The organism is Tumebacillus sp. BK434, assembly GCF_004340785.1.
GTDB lineage: Bacteria > Bacillota > Bacilli > Tumebacillales > Tumebacillaceae > Tumebacillus_A.
On record NZ_SLXS01000002.1, the window covers coordinates 698,398 to 718,347 of the forward strand.

20 protein-coding genes, 1 pseudogene and 1 riboswitch are annotated in these 19,950 nt (G+C 59.7%); of the genes and pseudogenes, 16 read left to right on the top strand and 5 right to left on the bottom strand.

What is annotated here, in order from left to right; translation table 11 throughout:
* The first annotated feature begins 8 nt into the window (after positions 1-8).
* Positions 9-503, top strand: a complete 495-nt coding sequence (locus EV586_RS07410) for a GNAT family N-acetyltransferase (RefSeq protein ID WP_165898388.1) — start codon at positions 9-11, stop codon at positions 501-503.
* A gap of 34 nt (positions 504-537) precedes the next feature.
* Here EV586_RS07410 and EV586_RS07415 read toward each other — a convergent pair whose 3' ends face one another.
* Positions 538-1,092 carry a GNAT family N-acetyltransferase gene (locus tag EV586_RS07415; RefSeq protein ID WP_132944429.1) on the bottom strand — a complete coding sequence of 185 codons (555 nt, stop codon included), beginning with the start codon at positions 1,090-1,092 and terminating at the stop codon, positions 538-540.
* Between the two features lie 85 nt (positions 1,093-1,177).
* On the opposite strand from EV586_RS07415, the gene EV586_RS07420 reads away from it, so the two are divergent.
* From EV586_RS07420 to EV586_RS07435, 4 genes are all read left to right on the top strand, one after another.
* The gene (locus EV586_RS07420) at positions 1,178-1,618 is read left to right on the top strand and encodes a GNAT family N-acetyltransferase (RefSeq protein WP_132944430.1); all 441 of its coding nucleotides are present in this window, start codon (positions 1,178-1,180) and stop codon (positions 1,616-1,618) included.
* Positions 1,619-1,700: 82 nt separating this feature from the next.
* Positions 1,701-2,750, top strand: a complete 1,050-nt coding sequence (locus EV586_RS07425) for a methyl-accepting chemotaxis protein (protein WP_132944431.1) — start codon at positions 1,701-1,703, stop codon at positions 2,748-2,750.
* Between the two features lie 57 nt (positions 2,751-2,807).
* Entirely contained in the window at positions 2,808-3,362 is a 555-nt protein-coding gene (locus tag EV586_RS07430; protein WP_243652961.1) for a DICT sensory domain-containing protein, read from the top strand.
* 7 nt (positions 3,363-3,369) lie between these two features.
* Positions 3,370-4,329, top strand: a complete 960-nt coding sequence (locus EV586_RS07435; RefSeq protein WP_243652962.1) for a DMT family transporter — start codon at positions 3,370-3,372, stop codon at positions 4,327-4,329.
* Here EV586_RS07435 and EV586_RS07440 read toward each other — a convergent pair.
* Positions 4,312-4,530, bottom strand: a pseudogene (locus EV586_RS07440) (ATP-binding protein); the annotation flags it as partial. The gene EV586_RS07435 and the pseudogene EV586_RS07440 sit on opposite strands and share 18 nt — an antisense overlap.
* Before the next feature lie 102 nt (positions 4,531-4,632).
* Here EV586_RS07440 and EV586_RS07445 point away from each other — a divergent pair.
* Positions 4,633-5,046 carry a VOC family protein gene (locus EV586_RS07445; RefSeq protein WP_132944433.1) on the top strand — a complete coding sequence of 138 codons (414 nt, stop codon included), beginning with the start codon at positions 4,633-4,635 and terminating at the stop codon, positions 5,044-5,046.
* A complete protein-coding gene (locus EV586_RS07450) occupies positions 5,043-5,873 on the top strand; it encodes a hypothetical protein (RefSeq protein WP_132944434.1) in 831 nt (276 codons plus the stop codon). The genes EV586_RS07445 and EV586_RS07450 overlap by 4 nt, the downstream gene beginning before the upstream one ends.
* A gap of 213 nt (positions 5,874-6,086) precedes the next feature.
* Here EV586_RS07450 and EV586_RS07455 read toward each other — a convergent pair whose 3' ends face one another.
* The 3 genes from EV586_RS07455 to EV586_RS07465 form a co-directional block, all read right to left on the bottom strand.
* Positions 6,087-6,722, bottom strand: coding sequence for a response regulator (locus EV586_RS07455; protein ID WP_132944435.1), 636 nt, complete (start codon positions 6,720-6,722; stop codon positions 6,087-6,089).
* Positions 6,694-8,355 (bottom strand): GAF domain-containing sensor histidine kinase, encoded by a 1,662-nt coding sequence (locus tag EV586_RS07460; protein WP_132944436.1) that lies wholly within the window; start codon positions 8,353-8,355, stop codon positions 6,694-6,696. Before EV586_RS07460 ends, EV586_RS07455 begins: the two co-directional genes overlap by 29 nt.
* Before the next feature lie 312 nt (positions 8,356-8,667).
* On the bottom strand, positions 8,668-9,138 hold the full coding sequence (locus EV586_RS07465) for an NUDIX hydrolase (RefSeq protein ID WP_132944437.1): 471 nt from the start codon (positions 9,136-9,138) through the stop codon (positions 8,668-8,670).
* Between the two features lie 69 nt (positions 9,139-9,207).
* Here EV586_RS07465 and EV586_RS07470 point away from each other — a divergent pair, with 69 nt between their 5' ends.
* The 9 genes from EV586_RS07470 to EV586_RS07510 all read left to right on the top strand — a co-directional run bounded on the left by EV586_RS07470 (position 9,208) and on the right by EV586_RS07510 (position 19,942).
* Positions 9,208-9,840 (top strand): nitroreductase family protein, encoded by a 633-nt coding sequence (locus tag EV586_RS07470; RefSeq protein ID WP_132944438.1) that lies wholly within the window; start codon positions 9,208-9,210, stop codon positions 9,838-9,840.
* Between the two features lie 129 nt (positions 9,841-9,969).
* Positions 9,970-10,515 (top strand): GNAT family N-acetyltransferase, encoded by a 546-nt coding sequence (locus tag EV586_RS07475; protein WP_132944439.1) that lies wholly within the window; start codon positions 9,970-9,972, stop codon positions 10,513-10,515.
* A 75-nt stretch (positions 10,516-10,590) separates the two neighbouring features.
* Entirely contained in the window at positions 10,591-12,096 is a 1,506-nt protein-coding gene (locus EV586_RS07480) for an aldehyde dehydrogenase family protein (protein WP_132944440.1), read from the top strand.
* Positions 12,097-12,099: 3 nt separating this feature from the next.
* Positions 12,100-12,552, top strand: coding sequence for a protein-tyrosine phosphatase family protein (locus EV586_RS07485; RefSeq protein ID WP_132944441.1), 453 nt, complete (start codon positions 12,100-12,102; stop codon positions 12,550-12,552).
* A gap of 50 nt (positions 12,553-12,602) precedes the next feature.
* Positions 12,603-12,719: riboswitch (SAM riboswitch) on the top strand.
* 122 nt (positions 12,720-12,841) lie between these two features.
* Entirely contained in the window at positions 12,842-14,731 is a 1,890-nt protein-coding gene (locus tag EV586_RS07490) for a bifunctional homocysteine S-methyltransferase/methylenetetrahydrofolate reductase (RefSeq protein ID WP_279388282.1), read from the top strand.
* Positions 14,732-14,753: 22 nt separating this feature from the next.
* A complete protein-coding gene (locus tag EV586_RS07495; protein ID WP_132944442.1) occupies positions 14,754-15,785 on the top strand; it encodes an LLM class flavin-dependent oxidoreductase in 1,032 nt (343 codons plus the stop codon).
* 139 nt (positions 15,786-15,924) lie between these two features.
* Positions 15,925-16,437: a hypothetical protein gene (locus tag EV586_RS07500; protein ID WP_132944443.1), complete on the top strand. Its 513-nt coding sequence runs from the start codon at positions 15,925-15,927 to the stop codon at positions 16,435-16,437.
* Positions 16,438-16,511: 74 nt separating this feature from the next.
* Entirely contained in the window at positions 16,512-17,615 is a 1,104-nt protein-coding gene (locus EV586_RS07505; protein WP_132944444.1) for a phosphotransferase family protein, read from the top strand.
* Positions 17,615-19,942, top strand: a complete 2,328-nt coding sequence (locus EV586_RS07510) for a lanthionine synthetase LanC family protein (protein ID WP_132944445.1) — start codon at positions 17,615-17,617, stop codon at positions 19,940-19,942. The genes EV586_RS07505 and EV586_RS07510 overlap by 1 nt, the downstream gene beginning before the upstream one ends.
* Positions 19,943-19,950: the final 8 nt, after the last annotated feature.

Here is a 19,950-nt window from a genome sequence, read left to right on the forward strand (position 1 = left end):
CAATCATCTTGAGTTTTGAATTGGAAACGGTCAAAGCAGAGCAAAAAGAAGCGCTGCTGAACATGTCCGAATTCTACATCTATCATTTTTCCGAGCTGAAAGACATCGACCTCAAGGAAAATGGGCGCTGGGATTTCATGCCGGTGCTGGACTTCGTTGACGCCGAAGCGGAAGGGCGCTATGCGTATTTCGTCCGCGTGGAAGGCAAGCTGGCCGGGTTCGTGCTGCTCGACAAGATCGAAGACGAAGGAGCTCCGGCGATGCGCATCGAGGAGTTTTTCATCATGGCTAAATACCGCCGCAACGGGCTCGGACAGGCGGTTGCGAACCAGGTGTTCAGCCAGTTCCCCGGTCGCTGGGTCGTCTATGAATTCCACAAAAACACATCGGCGATCGCTTTCTGGCGCCGCGTGATCAGCGAATACACCAACGGCAACTACGCAGAAACGCCGGTCGATGAACCGAACGGATACGTCGGCTTCATCCAGCGCTTCACGGCCTGACAACAAAACGACCCGGGCAACGGGTCGTTTTCGTTTACTTCCTTTTGTATTTGGCGCGGAACTCGTCTTCGAGGATCGACATGATGATCACGTCCACCCATTTGTGGTCGTAATACCAGGCGTCGCGCATCACGCCTTCCCGCTTGAAGCCGACTTTTTCGTAGGTATGGATCGCCCGCTCGTTGTAGGAGTAGACGTGCAGTTCGATGCGGTGCAGGTTGCGGATGCCAAATCCATAGTCGAGCATCAGGATCAGCGCTTCCGTGCCGTAGCCTTTGGAGTAGTTCTCCGGCTCGAACACGGCGAGGCGCAGACTGCCGCTGCGGTTGTTGCTGTCCATGCTGTTCAGCGAGATGTCGCCGACCGGCTCGTTCGTTTCCTGCGAGCAGATCAGCAGATCGACGCGGTTGGTGGCAGCAGCGAAGCGATCCAGTGCATCTGCGATCTGCTTGTCGGTGAACATCTCTTGGGTGCCGGTATAGTAGCGTCCCGTCGGCTCATAGAAGGAGCGGTAGAAGATGTCGGCATCTTCTGCGGTAAAGGGGCGCAGGTAGACTTTTTGGCCTTGCAGGAATTTTACGGGTTTCATGTGGAAGTCTCCTTTTGCATTGTTTTCCAGTAACAGTAAACGGGTTGCAAGACTCTGTCAAGTCTAAAAAAGGAAGTGATGAGCAATGGAAATCATTCGCGCGGTCGGAGCAGATTTTGAGTTCGTCAATGAACATGGGGCCCATTCGCTGCACGAAGGCACCAGAGGCACGTTTCAAACGCAGGGCAATGAGCAGCGGGTACAGGAACTGCTGAACGCGCTGTGGGAGCGGGGCGCGTATCCGCTGGTCGCCAAAGAAGCGGAGCAGGTGCTGGGCTGGATCACGATCGGCACCGCCAAAGACCCTTTTTCCGGCGACGAGGTCGGGTTCCTCTATGAGCTCTACGTGCTCGGGGAACACCGCGGGCGCGGGCTGGGGCGCCAACTGATGGAGCGCGGCATCCAAGAGCTGCGCGAACAGGGCTATCAGGAGATCCGACTGAACGTATTTTCCGGCAACCCGGCGCAAAAACTATACGAAGCGCTGGGCTTCCGAACTCGCAATCTGCAGATGGAATTAAAATAGCTTCTCTCAACAAGAGAGAAGTTTTTTTCTTGCCAAAAGTTGTACAAAACATATACAATTATTTTGGATAGGAGGTTTCGGTATGCTGAACTGGTGGGTTAAACGTACAAAACCTATACAACAAACCAAACAAACTGAGCAAGCAGAATCTCCTCTGCAAGGGACTTTGGAAACGGTCGCCCAGATCACGCGCCACGTGGAGACGGCGGTCAGCGCGATCGAGATGGCAGGCGAAGAGATCTCCACTCAGGCGCATGCCAACGCCCACGGGGCGGAGCTGATCTCCGGCCAGATCCAGGATGCGGTCGCCGAGGTTGACCGCGCTTCGGCGCAGTCGCAGGTGGTCCGCGAGCAGCTCGGCACCGTGCAGTCGTCCGTCCTGCGCCGCGAAGAGCAGGCGCAAGGCATCGTACAGCGCATTGAAGCAGGTACGGCACGCATCCGTGAGCTGATGGAAGAGATGCAGAAGATCGACGTGCTCGCTCGCGAATCGGAACTGGGGGTACAGGCGTTTCGAGAGCAATTGCACAATATCCATTCGTTCTCGGCGACGATCCAAGACATCGCCAACCAGACCCAACTGCTCTCGTTGAACGCCACGATCGAAGCGGCGCATGCGGGTGAGGCCGGTCGAACGTTTGGCATCGTGGCACAATCGGTCCGCGATCTGTCGATGCAGGCGCAGGAGAGCGTCAAACAGACGGCCGAACTGCTCAGCCGGATACTTGAAGGTTCACAGCTGCTGATGCGCCAGTTTTCGGAACAGCGCCGCGAGATCGAAAAAAGCGCCGAATCTTCTGCGGTGATCGCCGAGATCATCCAAGGCATCGCCGAGAGCGCCCGCGATCTGACGGCGGAAGACCGCAAGATCCACAAGACGGCCGACGAAGTCGAACAGGAGTATGAACGGCTGTTGGCCAGCGTCCAGAAGCTGAGGGCGTTGTCGCAGGAGATCGAAGGACAGGTCCAAAACAGCCGCATGACATCAGAGATGCAGTTGATGTCGATCCTGGAGCTGGAAAGCTCGCTCGACGTGCTGCGCAATGTGTCGGGAACACTGGGCGAGCGTTTAACCGAGGCCGGTCTCGACCCGAAACAGACGCAGTGGGTTCGTCCGTTCCAAGCATTCTGATCCTAAAGGGTTCGTATCGGAATCGAACAAACAGATGAGCAATGGGGGAGATCAAAGGTGAAAGAGTTGTCGCTGTTCGAAGAGCTGTTTCAAACGGTAGAGGGCAAGACGGAGAAGTTGAGCGGAATGCTGTCCCGCGCGGCGCTGGACGTGCCGTCACTAAAATACGAAACGCGGGTGCCGCAGTTGGAGTACATGTGCCTGATCATGGAGAACATGGTGTTGACCAAAAAGCCGCGTGCCCGCATCTATGCCGGGTTTCAAAAATTGTCCCGGGCGGTGGACCCGGTGCTGGAGCGCTTTTTCCAGATGGCGGAGTTCTGTGAAGGGGTCACGATCTTTGGAGAGCAGGACAAAGCGCTGCCGAAACACGATGGCGTGGCGTACGTCGCGCTTCCGCCCGGCCACAAGCTGACCCGCGAATGGTTCCTCGTCGTGCAGGCACCCACGATGAAACAGATGATGGTCGCGTATGACATGGACGGTTTCGGCAAGCTGGAAGTGGAAGAAAACCGCAGTTTCAAAGGGGTCAAAAGCATTCACCCCGCCGTGGTCGACCGTGCGGCGCTGCTGCTCGAAGAGCTGGTGAAAAGCAGCTCCCTGAAGGTGTGAGAGGCAGATGGCGATGTTGAATCGAACGCATACCCCGGAGCTGAAACGGACTGCCGCACCGCCCGTTACCTTCCGGCAAGGCGGTGTCTGGCTGGTCGCGCTGGGCGCGGCGCTGTGGGGTCTGGATTCGCTGCTGCGCGTTCCTTTGATGGGGGCGTTTACCTCGACGGAGATCGTGCTGATCGAGCATCTGCTGCTGCTGCTATTCGCCGTGCCTGCGGTCTGGATCGGCCGCCGACAGTTCCAAAGCTTGTCGCTCCGGCATTTTGGCGCGATCCTGTTCCTCTCTTGGGGCGGGTCGGGACTGGCGACCGTCCTGTTCACGATGGGCTTTCAGTACGGGCATCCGAGCGTCGTGCTGCTGCTGCAGAAATTGCAACCGCTGTTTGTAGTTCTGGCGGCGAAGTTGCTGTTGAACGAACGGCTGCCCCGCGGCTTCAGCCTGTACCTGCTGGTCGCGCTTGGCGGCACCTATCTGCTGACGTTCGGTCTGCAGGCTCCGTTTCTCGGCGCGACGGGCGGACAGCTGACCGGGTCGCTTTTGTCGATCGGGGCGGCGGTGCTCTGGGGCGGCTCAACGGTGATGGGCCGCTACCTGCTGACGCGCACCAATATGAGCTTCGAAACGCTGACCGGGGCGCGCTTTCTGTTCGCCGTGCCGCTCTTGTTCGGACTGGCGGTGCTGTCGGGAAGCAGCCTTTCCGCCATGGGCGGTGAAGCGCTAAAGGCAGTGCATCTGAGCATGTTTCTGCTGCTCGCCCTGCTGCCGGGACTGCTCGGCATCCTGTTCTACTACCGCGGACTGTCCAGCACGCCGGCGTCCTCTGCGACGCTGGCCGAGCTGGCCTTTCCTGCGACGGGCGTCCTGCTGAACTGGCTGTTCCTTGACAAAGGACTGACAGTGACGCAGGCGGTCGGCTTTGCGTTGATCTGGTGGGTGGTGTATCAATTAAGCGTTCGCCGGTAAGGCGATGCGAAACAGCGTGCCGCCATGGTTGATGATGATGCGCTTGCAGACGGCTAGCCCGTGGCCCGTGCCGGTCGCTTTCGTGGTGAAAAACGGGTCGAACAGCTTGCGCAGCGTCTGCTCCTTCATGCCTTTGCCGTTATCGCGATTCTCGATGACGGCTTTTTCTTGTTCCGTACGCAAGGTGACGCAGAGCCGGCCCTTGCCCGCCTTGAGGCTCTCTGCATTTGGGTTTCATTTTCACATTCTCCCAATTGTTTAGAATTACCTATTGTCTTATCATGTTAAAGTGGAGGCGAGACGATGTTTGAAACGAAGGGACTTAATCACATCACGATCTTTGTAGAAAATTTTGATCGTACACTATATTTTTACAAAGAGATTTTACGGATGAGGGTCGTGCATCAGGGCGGTCATTACGCGTATTTGGAAAGCGGAGCGACGTGGATCTGCCTCTCCGGAGAGGAGATCGGACAGGCACGTCCTTCGCGACTGGAGCAGTTGCATTTGGCGCTGACGGTGGACGATGCCGATTTTGAACAAGCGGTGCAGCACTTGCGCGACCACAACGTGCCGATCGTGCGCGGGCCGGTCGCGCGCGGCGTGGGCAAAACGGTGAACTTCCTCGACCCGGACGGCGTGGAGTGGGAGTTTCACACCTCCAATCTGGCGGAGCGGATGCGAGTGATCGCCGAGATGGAGCGGTCGAAAGCATGAGCACATTCGACCGTTACGCCTTTGCCGATTACAGCGGCAGTTCTTCGCTGCGCCTGCAGAAAAAACACATCGTGCTCGCCGTGTCGGGTGCAGAGCCGGAGCATTTTACCCGCGAAGAGCTCTATCTGCGCGTCTGTGATCTGCTGGCCGAGGCGACCGCCGCCGGGGAGCGCGTCGTGCTCGGCTTCGACCACTCCTACAGCTTTCCGCAGGGCTTTTTTGAAAAGGTGACCGGGTCGTCTCCAGTGAGCTGGGACGAGGTGACCGCGCTGCTCACCGGAGCGGAAGCGGACGGGCGAGGCTGGGCGGCGCGGATCAACGGGCTGTTTCAAACCCGGCACGGCGTGGCGGTAGGCGGTCCGTTTTGGGGGCCGAACTTCCAGCTGCAGAGCAAACGCCCGCCGTTTCCGTACGCGGCGCTCGGGATGAGCGAACGGCGGCTCGTCGAAGAGCGCTGCCGCAAGATGAAGCCGATCTATCAGGTGGGCGGGGCCGGCTCGGTCGGGCTGCAGGCGATCTGCGGGATCGCTTATCTGACGCGCCTGCGCCGCTTTTGCCGCGAGCAGGGCATCCCGCTGTTCGCCTGGCCGTTCGACGGCTGGGTGCTGCCGGAGACGGGGCATGTGCTGGTCGAAATGTATCCGACCCTGTTCAACCATGGCGAGCGCGGCGATACGGAAGACGCCCTGGCCTGCACTCGCTGGCTGCAGCGTGAGGATGAGGCGGGGAGGCTGGGCGGCTATTTTGATCCCCGGCTCACCGGGGAAGAGCGGCGGCGTGCAGAACTCGAAGGCTGGGTGCTCGGGGTGGACGTTGCCACAAAGTGACCACCGATGTCAACTAGCCGCAAGTAGTATCTTTTCTATACCTTTGTCTACTACCGCTCGTCCGGCTCCTGCAGTACGATAAAGACAGGACAACGTCCGTGAGATAAGCCGTCCCCGAGGCGCCCGCCACTTGTGCCGGCGGGCAACTGCGCAGCCAAAGGCGACGGCATAACCCGAGAAAAAACCGCATCCCGAAAGGGGTGCGGTTTTTCGTTAAATAACGACCAGCTTTTCTTTGACGGCGTACATGATCGCCTGGGAACGGCTTTTGACGCCGAGTTTGCGGTAGATGTTCGAGATGTGCAGCTTGACGGTGGTCTCGGAGATGAACAGCTGCTCGGCGATCTCTTTGTTGGACAGCCCTTTGACCAGCGTGATCAGCACTTCGTGCTCGCGCGGGGAGAGCTTTTCTCCGTCCGGCTTGTCCTTCTCGCGGTAGGAGGCGAGCAGCTTGCGCGTCTGGTCGGGGTGCAGCACCGAACCGCCTTGCATCACCGTGCGGATCGCGTCGATCACCTCGGAGATCGGCGAGTCTTTGAGCAGATACCCGCAGGCGCCCGCCTGCATCGTTCGGAACAGATATTCATCCTGATTGAACATCGTCAAGATCAGGATGCGCAAGTTCGGGTCGTTGGCGGTCAGGCGCTCCACCGCTTCCACGCCGCCCAGGCACGGCATGTTGATGTCCATGATCACCACGTCCGGCTGCAGCCGTTCGACCAGTTCGATCGCCTGCTTGCCGTCGGCAGCTTCTCCCACCACTTCCAAATCATCTTCTGAGTTGAGCAGGTTGCGCAGACCATCGCGCAAAATCGTATGATCATCGCAAAGCACCACGCGTACCGTCATCCGTTCCATCCTCCTTCAGCGGGATCTCCAGCACTATCTCCGTTCCTTTGCCGGGCGCAGTGTGATATTCCAGCGTGCCGCCCGCCTGATCGGCGAGCAGGTGCAAGTTCTCGATGCCAAATGAATGGCGGTTGACCGCTTCCAGCATCGCTCGTCCAAAATGAAACCCCTTCCCATTATCCCGTACCGTCAGCTGCAGGCAATCCTCATCGACGAGCAGTTTGACCTGCAGCCGGGTCGCAGCCGCATGCTTGAGCGCGTTTTGCACGCTTTCCGCAAACACCTGATAGACGACGCTCATCACGTCGGGTGCCAGCTGCAGCAATTGCTCCGGCGCGTCGAATTCGAACGGCAGCCCGTGCGCTTTTTCCATCTCATCCAGATGGACCTTCATCGCCAGCCGCAGCCCGGCGTGCGTGTAGGGGGCGGGGCGCAGCGAGAAGATCGAGTTGCGCAGGGTCGTCGCCGTCTGGCGGAGCATGTCCTGCAATTTGCGCATCTGTTCATTCGCCGCTTCGTCGGCCGCGCCGCGCCGCAGCATCTCCAGTTGAAAGACGGCCGAGGCGAGATCTTGGGCGATCCCGTCGTGAATCTCGCGGGCCAGCCGGTTGCGCTCCTCGACGAGCAGGCGCTTCTCCCGCTCCACGATGTACAGGGCATTTTTCATCGCGACGGCGGCGTGCGACGCGAAGATCTCCATCAGTTGCAGCTCGGCGGCGAGAAACGAATGCGGCTCGTTGCGCCCGAGCGAGATGACGCCTGCCACCTTGTCTGCGATGATGATCGGCACGACGAGCAGCGTGCGAGTGCCATACTGCGTTTCGCCAGGCCAGAAGCGAGTGTCGCGCTCCACGTCATGCACCAGTTCGGCCTTGCCGCTCGAAGCGACCGCCCAGGCGATCGAGATGCCTTTGGGCAGTTTTTGCGGACTTTGGTCGCTCGAGCAGGTGCAGACTTTGCTGCGCAGTTCGCCGTCCTCCAGCAGATAGAGCACGCCGCAGTGCCCGCCGACCAGATCGGCAGCCCGGTCGATCACCTGCTCCAGCACGGTGGGCAGGCTGTGCTGTTGGGAGATCGTGCGCGAAACTTCAAACAAAGTGACGAGCCCCTGCTTGGCGCGGTTGAGGTTGTTGAACAGGTAGAGCAGGAAACAGGCCGCGGCCAGCGGCAGGAAATAAAAGAGAAAGCCAAGCATCCCGAGGTTGGTGACCGGCATTTTGATGCCGAGATACATCATCAGCCCCGTATAGAGAAAGCTGACCACCAGATCGAGCAGGACCAGCTTGAGGATCAGCGGGCGGAACGGTTGCTGCAAGGCCCGGAAATCGGTGTTCCACACGAAGACCGCAAACGACAAGAAGAGAAACACCACGAGCATGAGGGTCATCCGCACTTCTTCAAAGAGCAGTTCCGCAGGTTCGCCCGGGAGCAATGGCCAGAGCAGATTGACCGTCATGCCGGCGCCAAGGATGGCTGCCACGCGTCCGAACACCGAGGTCAGCCGCGCCTTCCACGGGCGGCGCCGCAGCGTGTTGACGACGAGCAGAATGGCGGCCGAGCACAAGGCGGTCGCTTCGAAACCGGTGTTCAAGACCATCGCGTAGAGCAGCGGAAACGAAAACGTGATGTTCAACCGCTTGATACGGAATGGAAGTGCTTCAATGATGAACAGGAACAGATTGAATATGATTAAATAGTCCGGATGCGAAAAATCGGCTCGGGTCCATGCGTAGATGGTTCCGATCGAGCCTAGAATACAAATGGCAGGAAACTGTTTGTTGAGCAATTTATGCAAATCTACATCGGTCCTCCATTCAAGAATGTGAGCGAATGTAAGCAAAGCCTAGATTACTTCAAGGTGAGATGAAAAATACCTCTTTATAAGATTCGCACAAAAAAACCTTCCTGCGCTGGTCGGAAGGCTCGAAAATCGTGCATCTGACAATTATTTAATAAAAGGCGGCGCAGCGCCCGACAACAGGTCTTCAATGTAATGAAGCTGTGTCGGGTTAAAGTCGGTCGGCAACTCGTCGAGCGCAAAAAAACGCACTTCATGCGACTCGTGATCGTTGACGCGCGGCTCGCCCTGATACTCGCGGCAGGTGAAGGCGATCTTGACGGCCATCAGCTCGTGGCCGTTGGGCAAGGTCACTTCGCGCTCCTTGCCGGAGTAGATGCCGAAGAAGTCCAGTCGGCCTAAGCTGAGCCCGGTTTCTTCATAGACTTCGCGGCGGGCCGTCTGCTCGACCTGTTCGCCGAGCTCCATGAAGCCGCTGGGGATGCCCCACTTGCCGTTGTCGGTGCGGCGGTGTAAAAGCAGGCGGTCCTCGGCGTCCAAGACGAGCACGCCGCAGCCGACCAGAATGACTTTTGTATTACCGACCAGCTTGCGCAGGTCTTCAATGTAGTTTGCCATGTGTCACCTCATTTTTGTATACTTTGTAATGATAAGCCGAGTACATAAACAGGACAAGAGGTGTTTTCGATGACGCAACAGCAAATGACTGCGCAAGAAGCGATGCGTGCCCGTCATTCGGTACGCAAATACGAGCCGACCATGCCGCAGGAGGACCTGAAACAAATCCTCGAACTGGCTGCGACCGCTCCGTCGGCGTGGAACCTGCAGCACTGGCGTTTCCTCGTTGTGACCAACCAAGAGAACAAGCAGAAGTTGCTGCCGATCGCGTACAACCAGCAGCAAGTGGTGGACGCTCCGGCGGTGATCATCATCCTGGCCGACAAAGAAGCGGACAAGGCTGCCGACATGATCTTCAACCAAGCGGTGGAAGCGGGCACGATGACCCGCGACATCGCCGACATGATGGTCGGCCAGATCAAGCCGGCTTACGCGAACAACCCGCCGCAGTTCGGCCACGATTCGGCGCTGATCAACTCGTCCTTCGCGGCGATGCAGCTGATGCTGGCGGCGACCGCTCTCGGCTACGCGACCTGCCCGATGGCCGGCTTCAACCGCGACCAGCTGATCGCCGAGCTGAACATCCCGTCCCGCTTCTTCCCGACGATGATGATCACCTTGGGCAAAGGCACCGAACAGGGCCACGCTTCCGTGCGCCTGCCGCTGTCGGAGCTGGTGATCTCCGAGCGTTTTGAGCAATAGCAGACAGACGAAACGACCCGCGTTCCGGCCGGGTCGTTTTTTGTTGCGCCGAGACTTCGCGATCTGCTCTCATTTTACCCTACAGCCGCGTTATAATGGTGGATAAAACATGACAAAAGGAGACAGATCATGGAGACCACCCGCACCCACCTCTTGAAAGACGGACGCACCCTCACCATCCGCGAAGCAGCGCCGGCAGACGCCGCTATGCTCGTCGCCTATATGCAGCAGGTCGCCTGCGAAAGCCCGTTCCTCGGCTTCGGCCCCGGCGAGTTCACCACCACGCCGGAACAGGAGGTAGGGATCATCGAAGACCACTTCCAAACGGACAACAAAATTTTTCTGATCGGCCTGATCGACGGCGAGATCGCATCGGTGACCAACTTCGTCGGCGGACAGCGCCAGCGCTCCCGCCATGTCGGCGAGTTCGGCATCACGGTGCGCGAAAGCTTCTGGGGCCTCGGCATCGCCACACACATGCTGACCCTGCTGATCGACTGGGCGAAAGCGACCGGGATCGTCCGCAAGATCAACCTGTTGACGCGGGAAGACAACCACGCGGCGATCCATCTCTACAAAAAGCTCGGCTTCGTGCAGGAAGGCGTTCATCGCAAGGCGTCGTACCTCGAGGGGACATTTTACGACGCGATTTTCATGGGAATCGACATCGACTAAACATACTGGTGCCAGGCTCCTCATAAGGTTGAGAGGGGGACATTCCCCTACATACCCGACTGAGGAGGCGCATCAATGGAAATCACCGCATTTCAGCTCAATCCGCGCACAACGGATTTTGTCAAATCGAAGACGATCAAAAAACTGTTCATCGGCGGCCAATTTGTAGAAGCTGCCAGCGGCAAGACCTTCCCGACGTACAACCCGGCCACAGGTGAAATTTTGGCCTATATTTCGGAAGGGGATCAGGAAGACATCAACCGCGCGGTCGCAGCCGCCCGCGACGCATTTGAAGACGGCCCGTGGACGCGGATGCAGCCGCAGGAGCGAGCCCGCCTCATCTATACGCTGGCCGACCTGATCGAGCGCGACGCCGAGATCTTTGCCGAGATCGAAACGCTCGACAACGGCAAGCCGATCCGGGAAGCCAAGCACGTGGATGTGCCGCTTACCGTCGAGCATTTCCGCTATTATGCAGGCTGGGCGACCAAGATCTCAGGTGACGTGATTCCGGTCAACGTGCCGAACATGCACAACTATGTGCGCCGCGAGCCGATCGGCGTCGTCGGCCAGATCATCCCGTGGAACTTCCCGCTGCTGATGGCCGCCTGGAAGCTCGGCGCCGCACTGGCGACCGGCTGCACGGTCGTCTTGAAGCCCGCGGAGCAGACACCGCTTTCGGCGCTCTATTTGGCAAAATTGATCCAGGAAGCAGGCTTCCCGCCGGGCGTCGTCAACGTCATCCCGGGCTTCGGCGAAACGGCGGGCAAAGCGCTGGCGACCCACCGCGACGTCGACAAAGTGGCGTTTACCGGCTCGACCGAAGTCGGCAAGCTGATCATGGGCTACGCGGCCGACAACCTGAAGCGCGTCTCGCTGGAGCTCGGCGGCAAGAGCCCGAACATCGTGTTCCCGGATGCTGATTTCTCCCGCGCCGTGCCGGGCGCGATGCAGGCGATCTTCTTCAACCAAGGCCAGGTCTGCTCGGCAGGTTCCCGCCTGTACATTCACAAGAGCGTCTATGACAACGCCTTGTCCGACATGGTCTCCTACGCCGACAAAAAGGTGCGTCAAGGCCACGGCCTCGACCCGAAGACGACGATGGGGCCGCTGGTGACCGGCGAGCAGCTTAACCGCGTCACTTCCTACATCGAAAAAGGCATCGAGCAGGGGGCAAAAGTGGCTACGGGCGGCACGCGAGCCGACGGCGACCTTGCGAACGGCTATTTTGTCCGGCCGACCGTGTTTTACGACGTGCAGGACGAGATGACGATCGCGCAGGAAGAGATCTTCGGGCCGGTCGTGGCGGCGATGCCGTTCGACGACATCGACGATGTGATCAAGCGGGCCAACCTGTCCGCCTACGGGCTCGCTGCCGGCGTCTGGACGCAGAGCATGAACACCGCGTTCAACGTCGCGCACAAGTTAAAAGCCGGCTCCGTCTGGATCAACTGCTACAACATGTTCGACGCTGCATCGCCGTTCGGCGGCTTCAAACAGTCGGGCATCGGGCGCGAGATGGGCGAATACGCGCTGGAGAACTACACGCAGATCAAGAGCATCTGGCTGAACTACAACTAAGCGATGCAGATTGCGGAGTTCATTCCGGGACGACTGTACGGTGGCACGCAAATCGACGGGGAAGGGTGGCGCCGGCTGGCGCAGCTAGGCGTCACCGCGATCCTCAACGTGCGGGAACGGGAGGAGGACGTGCCGGGCAGCTATCCATACCCGCTGGCCGTCTATCAATTCCCGCTCGAAAACAAAAGCAGCCCGCCGCTGCAGGAGCTGGTGCAGGCGGTCGAGACGGTCGTGTCGTGGCTTGCGGAGGGCAGAATCGTCTATGTCCACGACGTGGCGGGCAAAAACAGGCTTGGATTCCTGCTCACGGCGATCCTGATGCGCCTGTACCGGCTGCCGTGGCGCACAGCGCTGGAAAAAGCGAGAGAACAGCGCCCCGTGCTGGCTCCACGCAGCCAGTTTCAACTCATCCTCGAACGGTATGAACGCTTTCTGCAGATTCGCGGGCAGTATTGACAGGTTGGGGAAACTGGTGATATTCTAACCACAATCACATAGTAAGCAAGCTCTTATCCAGAGAGGTGGAGGGACTGGCCCTTTGAAGCCTCGGCAACCGGTAGCAACTAGCTGCGATTAGGTGCCAATTCCAGCAAGACCGCATAAGGCGGCTTGGCAGATAAGAGAGGTTCGCAGTTTTTCTATGCGTATTCACGCCTCTTCTACATGCTAAGAAGAGGCGTTTTTTGTTATATTTGGACTTTATTCCGTTATCGAAGCACTACGACAGAGAGAAGGAGGATGCAAGGTGAGCAGTCGGCATGAATTGTTTCGGCAAAAGCTGGGCAGCGACGTGCTGATCGGCGACGGCGCGATGGCGACGTGGCTGTATCAGCAGGGTCATGCAGCAGGCTCTTCGACGGAGGAGTTGTGTTTGAAGAATCAAGAGTGGGTGCGGGAAGCTCACATGGCGTATTTGCACGCCGGGGCGCAGGTGATCGAAACCAACTCCTACGCGGCGAACCGCGAAGCGCTGGCCCGCTACGGCTTGGAACGCAAGACGACGCGGATCAACCGGGCGGCCGTGCAGATCGCGCGCCAGGCGGTCGAGCTCGCCGAAGCGGAGGCGTTTGTCGTCGGCAGCATCGGTTCGATCGCAGCGGCCCGCGTGATGACGGCGAACGTGGAAGAGTTCCGCGACACGTTTGAGGAACAGGCGGTGGCGTTGCTTCACGAAGGCGTGGACGGCCTCGTGCTGGAGACCTTCTTTGATCTGGAAGAGCTGCTGCTGGCGCTCGACGTGGTGCGTCCGCTCGTCGCTTCGTCCGGCGTGCCGATTATCGCCCAATGCTCCCTGCTCGACGTCGAGCGCACGCGGGACGGCTACCTGCTCAGCGATGCTTATCATAAATTGCAAGAGGCGGGCGCCGACATGGTCGGCTTGAACTGCCGCCTCGGCCCGGCGGAGATCCTGCGGGCGCTGGAGCGGGCGGTCGTGCCGGAAGGGCTCGGCTTGTCGGCGTTCCCGAACGCCGGCCGCCCGGCGATCGTCGACGGAGAGTTTGCATATAAGCCGAATTATCAGTATTTTGGAGATAGTGCGGTCAAGCTCTGGGAGCAAGGCGTCTCGCTGATCGGCGGCTGCTGCGGCACGACGCCGGAGCACATTCAGGCGATCGCAGGTGCCGTGTCCGGCATGAAGCGCCTGCCGCGCGTCAATCCGGAAAATGCGCCGCGCATCGAGGTGTTCGAGCGCGAAGTGGTGCGCTTCCAGCAGAGCGAAATGCCGACGATCATCGACCTCGTTGAGAAGCGCCACACGGTGATCGTCGAGTTCGACTCGCCGCGCGACCTCGATGTGGAGCGCTACGTCGAAGGCTCCCACGAGCTGTACAAGGCGGGGGCGGACGCGATCACCATCGCCGACAACTCGCTGGCGACGACGCGGATGAGCAACATGGCGCTCGGCTCGATCATCAAGCGGGAGCTCGGCATCGAGCCGGTCGTGCATGTCGCCTGCCGCGACCGCAACCTGATCGGCCAGCAGTCGCACCTGATGGGGCTGCATGCGCTCGGCATCAACCAGATCCTCGTCATCACCGGTGACCCGGCGCGCGTCGGCGATCTGCCGGGGGCGAGCACCGTGTTCGACATGAGTTCGTTCGATCTGATCCGCATGGTCAAACAACTCAACCAGGGCGTCGCCTTCTCCGGCCGGCCGATGAAAAATCAAGCCCGCTTCGTCTGCGGCGCAGCGTTCAATCCGCACGTGCGCAACCTCGAAGCGGCGGTGGCGCGCCTCGAGCGCAAGGTCGAAGCGGGCGCCGACTACATCATGACCCAGCCGGTGTACGATCTGGAGACGATGCTGGCGATCAAAGAAGCAACGGCGCACATCAAAGTCCCGATCTTCATCGGCATCATGCCGCTGACTTCGACGCGCAACGCCGAATTTCTGCACAACGAGGTGCCGGGCATCAAGATCTCGCAAAAGTCCCGCGAGCGGATCAAGCGCTTCGAAGGCGCGGCCGCCCGAGCGGAAGGCGTCGAGATGTGCAAAGAGCTGCTCGATGAAGCGGTCAAACACTATAACGGCATCTATTTGATCACGCCGTTCAACTATTTCGAAATGACGGTCGAACTGACCAAACATGTCCGCGCGATCACCCAGGTGACCGGCCGGGCAAGCACTTTCTAAGCGATCTGGGGAGATGAACAGAATGAAATTTGGATTTTGGCTGCCGATCTTCGGCGGGTGGCTGCGCAATGTGGAGAACGAAAACATGCCGTCCACGTACGACTATGCAAAAACGGTGATTCAATCGGCCGAACGGTGGGGCTACAGCACCACCTTGATCGCCGAGCTGTATTTGAACGACATCAAAGGCGTGGACCAGGACGTGCTGGAAGCGTGGAGCACGGCGGCGGCGCTGGCGGCGGTGACCGACAAGATCGAGATCATGACGGCGATCCGCCCCGGCTACCACAATCCGGCGGTGGCGGCGAAGATGGCGGCGAACATCGACCGGATCTCCGGCGGGCGCTTCACCTTGAACATCGTCTCCGCCTGGTGGGCGGAAGAGGCGCGCCAGTACGGCGGCCATTTTGCCGAGCACGACGAGCGCTATGAGCGCACACAGGAGTTCGTCGACGTGCTGAAAGGGATGTGGACGGAGGAGTCGTTCACCTACAACGGCCGCTATTACAACATCGAAGATGCCAAACTGTCGCCGAAGCCGGTGCAGCGTCCCAATCCGATCCTCTACGCGGGCGGGGAGAGCGAGCGCGGCAAGAAGCTGATCGCCGAGCACTGCGACGCGTACGTGATGCACGGCGGCACACCGGAAGAAGTGAAGATCAAGATCGACGACATGAAAGCGCGCCGCGCCGCAACGGGCCTTGAGCCGTTCCGGTCCTTCGGCATGGCGGCGTACGTCATCTGCCGCGATACGGAAGAAGAAGCGCAGGCGGAGCTTGCGCGCATCACCACGGTCAGCGAAGACGCGATGAAAGGCTACGCGGGCTTTGGCGACTTCGTCAACAAGTCCCAGTTGGAGCAGAAGCTGACCCTGCAAGACTACAGCGTCTCCAACCGCGGCCTGCGCCCGAACCTCGTCGGCACCCCGGAGCAGATCGCCGCACGCGTCCGTGAATACGAAGACGCAGGCGTCGACCTGCTGCTCCTGCAGTTCTCCCCGCAGCTCGAGGAGATGGAGCGCTTCGCCAAAAGCGTCATCCCGAAATTCCAATAAGACTTTCGACTCATCTCAACTGACGCCTGTCCTGTACAGGCGTCAGTTTTTTCTTGGGAAGGAAAAAGATCCTAACCTGTTGAATAGGTCTAAAGAATCAAAATAATTAAAAAATAAAAAGAAAAGGGAGGAGAAAACGATGACCGAATTTGATCCGAATGCCAAACTTCCGGAAGATGCGGTCGTGCTGACCGGATTCTTGGGCCATAGTCCCAAAGACGGCCAGTGGCGGCTCTATCTGACACCGGAGCTCAACGATTTTCTGGAGATCCAGGCGGAGGACATTCTGTATGCCATCATGCCGGAGGAAGAGCAGAGCGCTGCGACCCTGTGGGTCAAGCCGGATGCCGCGCTGGAGCGCACACAGACTTCTGTGCAGCAAGTGCAGGCCGAATTCTTGTCGGGCGACATCATGTCTGGCTTCCTTGACAGCACGTCGCACACGCACAACCTCGCGGGTGAAGGACCACATATCGAGTCCACCGTCATCTGCCAAACGGTAATGGTGTCGGTCACCAGATGTCCGACGGTCAGAGCTTGCCCGCCGCCGACGCCGCTTTGCATCAGTGAGTCCTTCTGTCCGACGGAACGCTGCCCGACCGAAAAAGATAACTGCACGCGGGCCTGCCCGACAGAAAGAGGTTGTCCGTAATTCCAGCTCCACCTTGGCAGCGGAGGGGCCAAAGGCTCCTCCTCTGCATCATCCAAGCAAACGGAGGCTGTTTCATGCTGAACAGACAAACGTCGATTCAACACCTCCTGACCCACCGACTGCTGGAGGAACAACAGATTGTGAACGGGAACCTCTCCGTGCTGGACGTGACGCGGCGCAATCTCAATTTTCAAGTGATCAGCACGCAAGGCCGCTCCTATCTGCTCAAAGCGGGCAAGTCTGCGGAGGAACAAAAGCTGACCGCCCAAGAAGCGTCCGCCTACCGCTATTTTCAACAGGGGGCGGGGCAGGGCAGCGGCATGGTGAAATATCTGCCACGCTTCTACCGCTATGATCAGCAGGACGGCATTTTGGTCATCGAACTGCTGCGCGGGGCGACCAGTCTCCACGACTATTTCTATCGCAAGAAAGGCCGTTTTCCGGTGCATCTGGCCCGGCAGGCTGGCGATGCGTTGGGCCGCCTGCACCTGTGTAACAGCGGGCTCGAATCCTTCCCATCAAGCGAACCTCCTTGGATCTTGAGACTGCATCGACCGGCGCAGAGCATCTACCATGGCATCAGCTCGGCCAATCTGCGGCTGGTGAAGATCATGCAGCGCTTTCCCGCCTTTTGCGAAGCGCTGGAGCTGCTGCATCGGGAGTGGACGACCGATGTGCTGATTCATCATGACGTGAAATGGGACAATTTCCTCGTTGTGCCTGACGATACAGATTCGAACAAGCGTCCCGGTCTGCGCCTGATCGACTGGGAGTTGGCCGCGCTCGGCGACGCCTGCTGGGATGTCGGCTCGATGTTCAACACCTTTCTAAGCGCCTGGCTGCATTCGATCCCGATCACGGGAGACACTCCGCCGGAGCGGGCGCTGCAGTTGGCCAAACATCCGATTCATACGATGCACCCGGCTCTGCGCGCGTTTTGGCAGGCGTACTGCAACCGAACGGGGCTGACGGGCGCTGAGCGCGACCGCAAGCTGATCCGCTCCGTGCGCTATGCGGCGGCCCGACTGGTGCTCGCCGCCTATGAGGCGATGCAGTCCTCGATCGAACCGACCGGCAACATGATCTGCTTCCTGCAGATGAGCGCCAACATTCTGCAACGCCCGGAACTGGCGGCGGTGCAGGTGCTGGGCATTCCCTTGAAAGCGGGGGAGATGTGATGAACCGCTATGAACAGCAGATTCGCGAGGCGGTGGAAGCCACCGTTGTGACTGCGACCCGATTTACCTTGCAAGGCCAATCCTCCGCACCGCTTGCCAAACGCATTCGGCAGGAGCTCACGTCGAAATCAGCACGGGATTATCTCGTTTACCAATTAAAAAATCGGCTCTATGCACGCTTGTATTGCCCAGGATCGCTGCAGGCGGAACGCGGCGCCACCGTCGAGGCGGAAAGCTCGGCAGCATTTGAAGAAGCGCTGTCTGCCGCCAACACCGGCAAAGGGTTCTGGGAGGAGGGCTGGACGGTGCGACAGACGCGAGATGCGGAAGGGCGCATCGTCGTCGAACAGCACGGGCTGCGCGTGCATGCCCGCCCGGAGCAAGCCCTGCCAAGCGACGGCCTGCAGGCCGGACAGCGCATCAAACTGCGTTTTCCAAAAGAGTTTCGCAGCCTTTCGCCCGGATTTTACATGGCGGTGGGCGACCGCGATCTGTTCGACCATGCACCGGAGCAGGTGGTGCGCCTGTACTGGAATCTGGTTCCGCAAGGTGCGGCCCGGCTGATGCGGGCGGTCACCTCCGCGCTCAATGCAGCGGAGATCCCGTTTCGCCTGAAAGTGCTGAATCGGCCGCAGCAGTACGACCGCTGCGACGCCGGAGTGCTCTATGTCGACAAAAGGGATTTTGCCGCTGTGATGGCGAGAGTGGGCCGTCTCTATGGTGAGGTCGCACCGTATCTAAAATCGTCTGTGCCTGCCTTTACGAAAAAAGTAGCAAACGGCCTCGGCTGCTCGGAAGACCCGGGCGATCAGGAGAGCTTCGGCATGAATCGCTGCCGCTTGCTCGCCGAAGGGCTGTTGCTGGCTTATGAGCAGGGGAAGCGCACCGTTGACGAACGGATGCAGACCGTTCGGGAGCGCTTCCTGCAGGACGGAATCCTGCTCGAAGCTCCGTATCTCAATCCGGGCTCGGGTGACATCTACAGCATGCAGAGCCTGCTGCAGGTGGAAGCGTCGGAGTGGAGAGGGGAAACGATTCAGCACGAGGAGCCCTTGACACGCCAAGAGCTTCTGTCTGCCGCGCAGGACATCGCCGCACAACTGCTGGAGCAGGCGTTCCGCGCCGGTGGGCGGTGGACATGGATGGGCGACGGCGGCGAGGCGACGTTGGGACAGGGATCGAGCTATCGTACGCTGGGCGGCGACCTGTACAACGGCACCAGCGGCATCGGGCTGTTCCTTGCTGAGCTGTATGGGCAGACAGGCGATGAAGAACTGCGGGTAGCAGCGCTCGGCGCAATTCGCCAAGCGTTGGCGAAACGGAAAGAGATCGCGCCAGACCTGCGCACCGGCTTGTACACGGGCTGGACGGGCATCGCGTATGCAGCCGCGCGAGGCGGTCTGCTCTGCAGAGATGAGGAACTGCTGACACAAGCGAGGGAACTGCTGGCACGAACGGCACGCCATCCGGCTGACAAAAGGGAATTTGACATCATCTCAGGCGCTGCGGGTGCGGCAGCTGCAGTCTTGTCCCTCGGGGAACTCTTAGCGGAGCCTGCGCACCTCGATCTCGCCGTGCTGCTTGGCGAGCGGTTGCTGAAGGCGGCCGAGCGCAAGGGCGACATGTACTCCTGGCCGGACCCGCGCCATCTTGAGCAGCGGCACCTGACCGGATTTTCCCACGGCGCGGCCGGGGCGGCGTATGCGCTCTTGGAGCTGTATCGGGCGACGGGGGAAGCGCGGTACTTGCACGCGGCGGAAGGCGCGCTCCGTTATGAGGAGCGCTGCTTTCTGCCCGAGCGGAAGAACTGGCCCGATTATCGCGGCGTGACCGGTGTGGACAGGCACGGGGAGCCGCATTCCTGCGTCTCCTACTGGTGCCACGGCGCGCCGGGCATCGCGCTGAGCCGTCTGCACGCCTATGAAGTGACCGGCTGGGCACTCTATCAGGAGCAGGCGCTGACCGCCTTGCATACGACCCGGCAGCATGTCGAACGCCAGCTGCAGGAAGGGACGGGCAACTATTCGCTCTGCCACGGCCTCTCCGGCAATGCGGAAGTGCTGGTGCTCGGCGAACGTGTGCTGGGCCGGGACGTGTTCACCGGAGCCCGCGTCGCCGAGCGGGTGGCAACATCGGGTCTCGAGCGCTATGCCAAGCGGGGTCTGCCATGGCCGGGCGGCACCACCAGCGGGGGCAGGACGCCGGGGCTGTTGCTCGGTGACGCTGGAGTTGGCCTGTTCTACCTGCGGCTGTACGAGCCGAACATCCCGTCCGTTCTGCTGGCGGCGAGGCAGATGCAAAACAAGGAAATCCTGTTGCGCTACTAGCAGCAGGA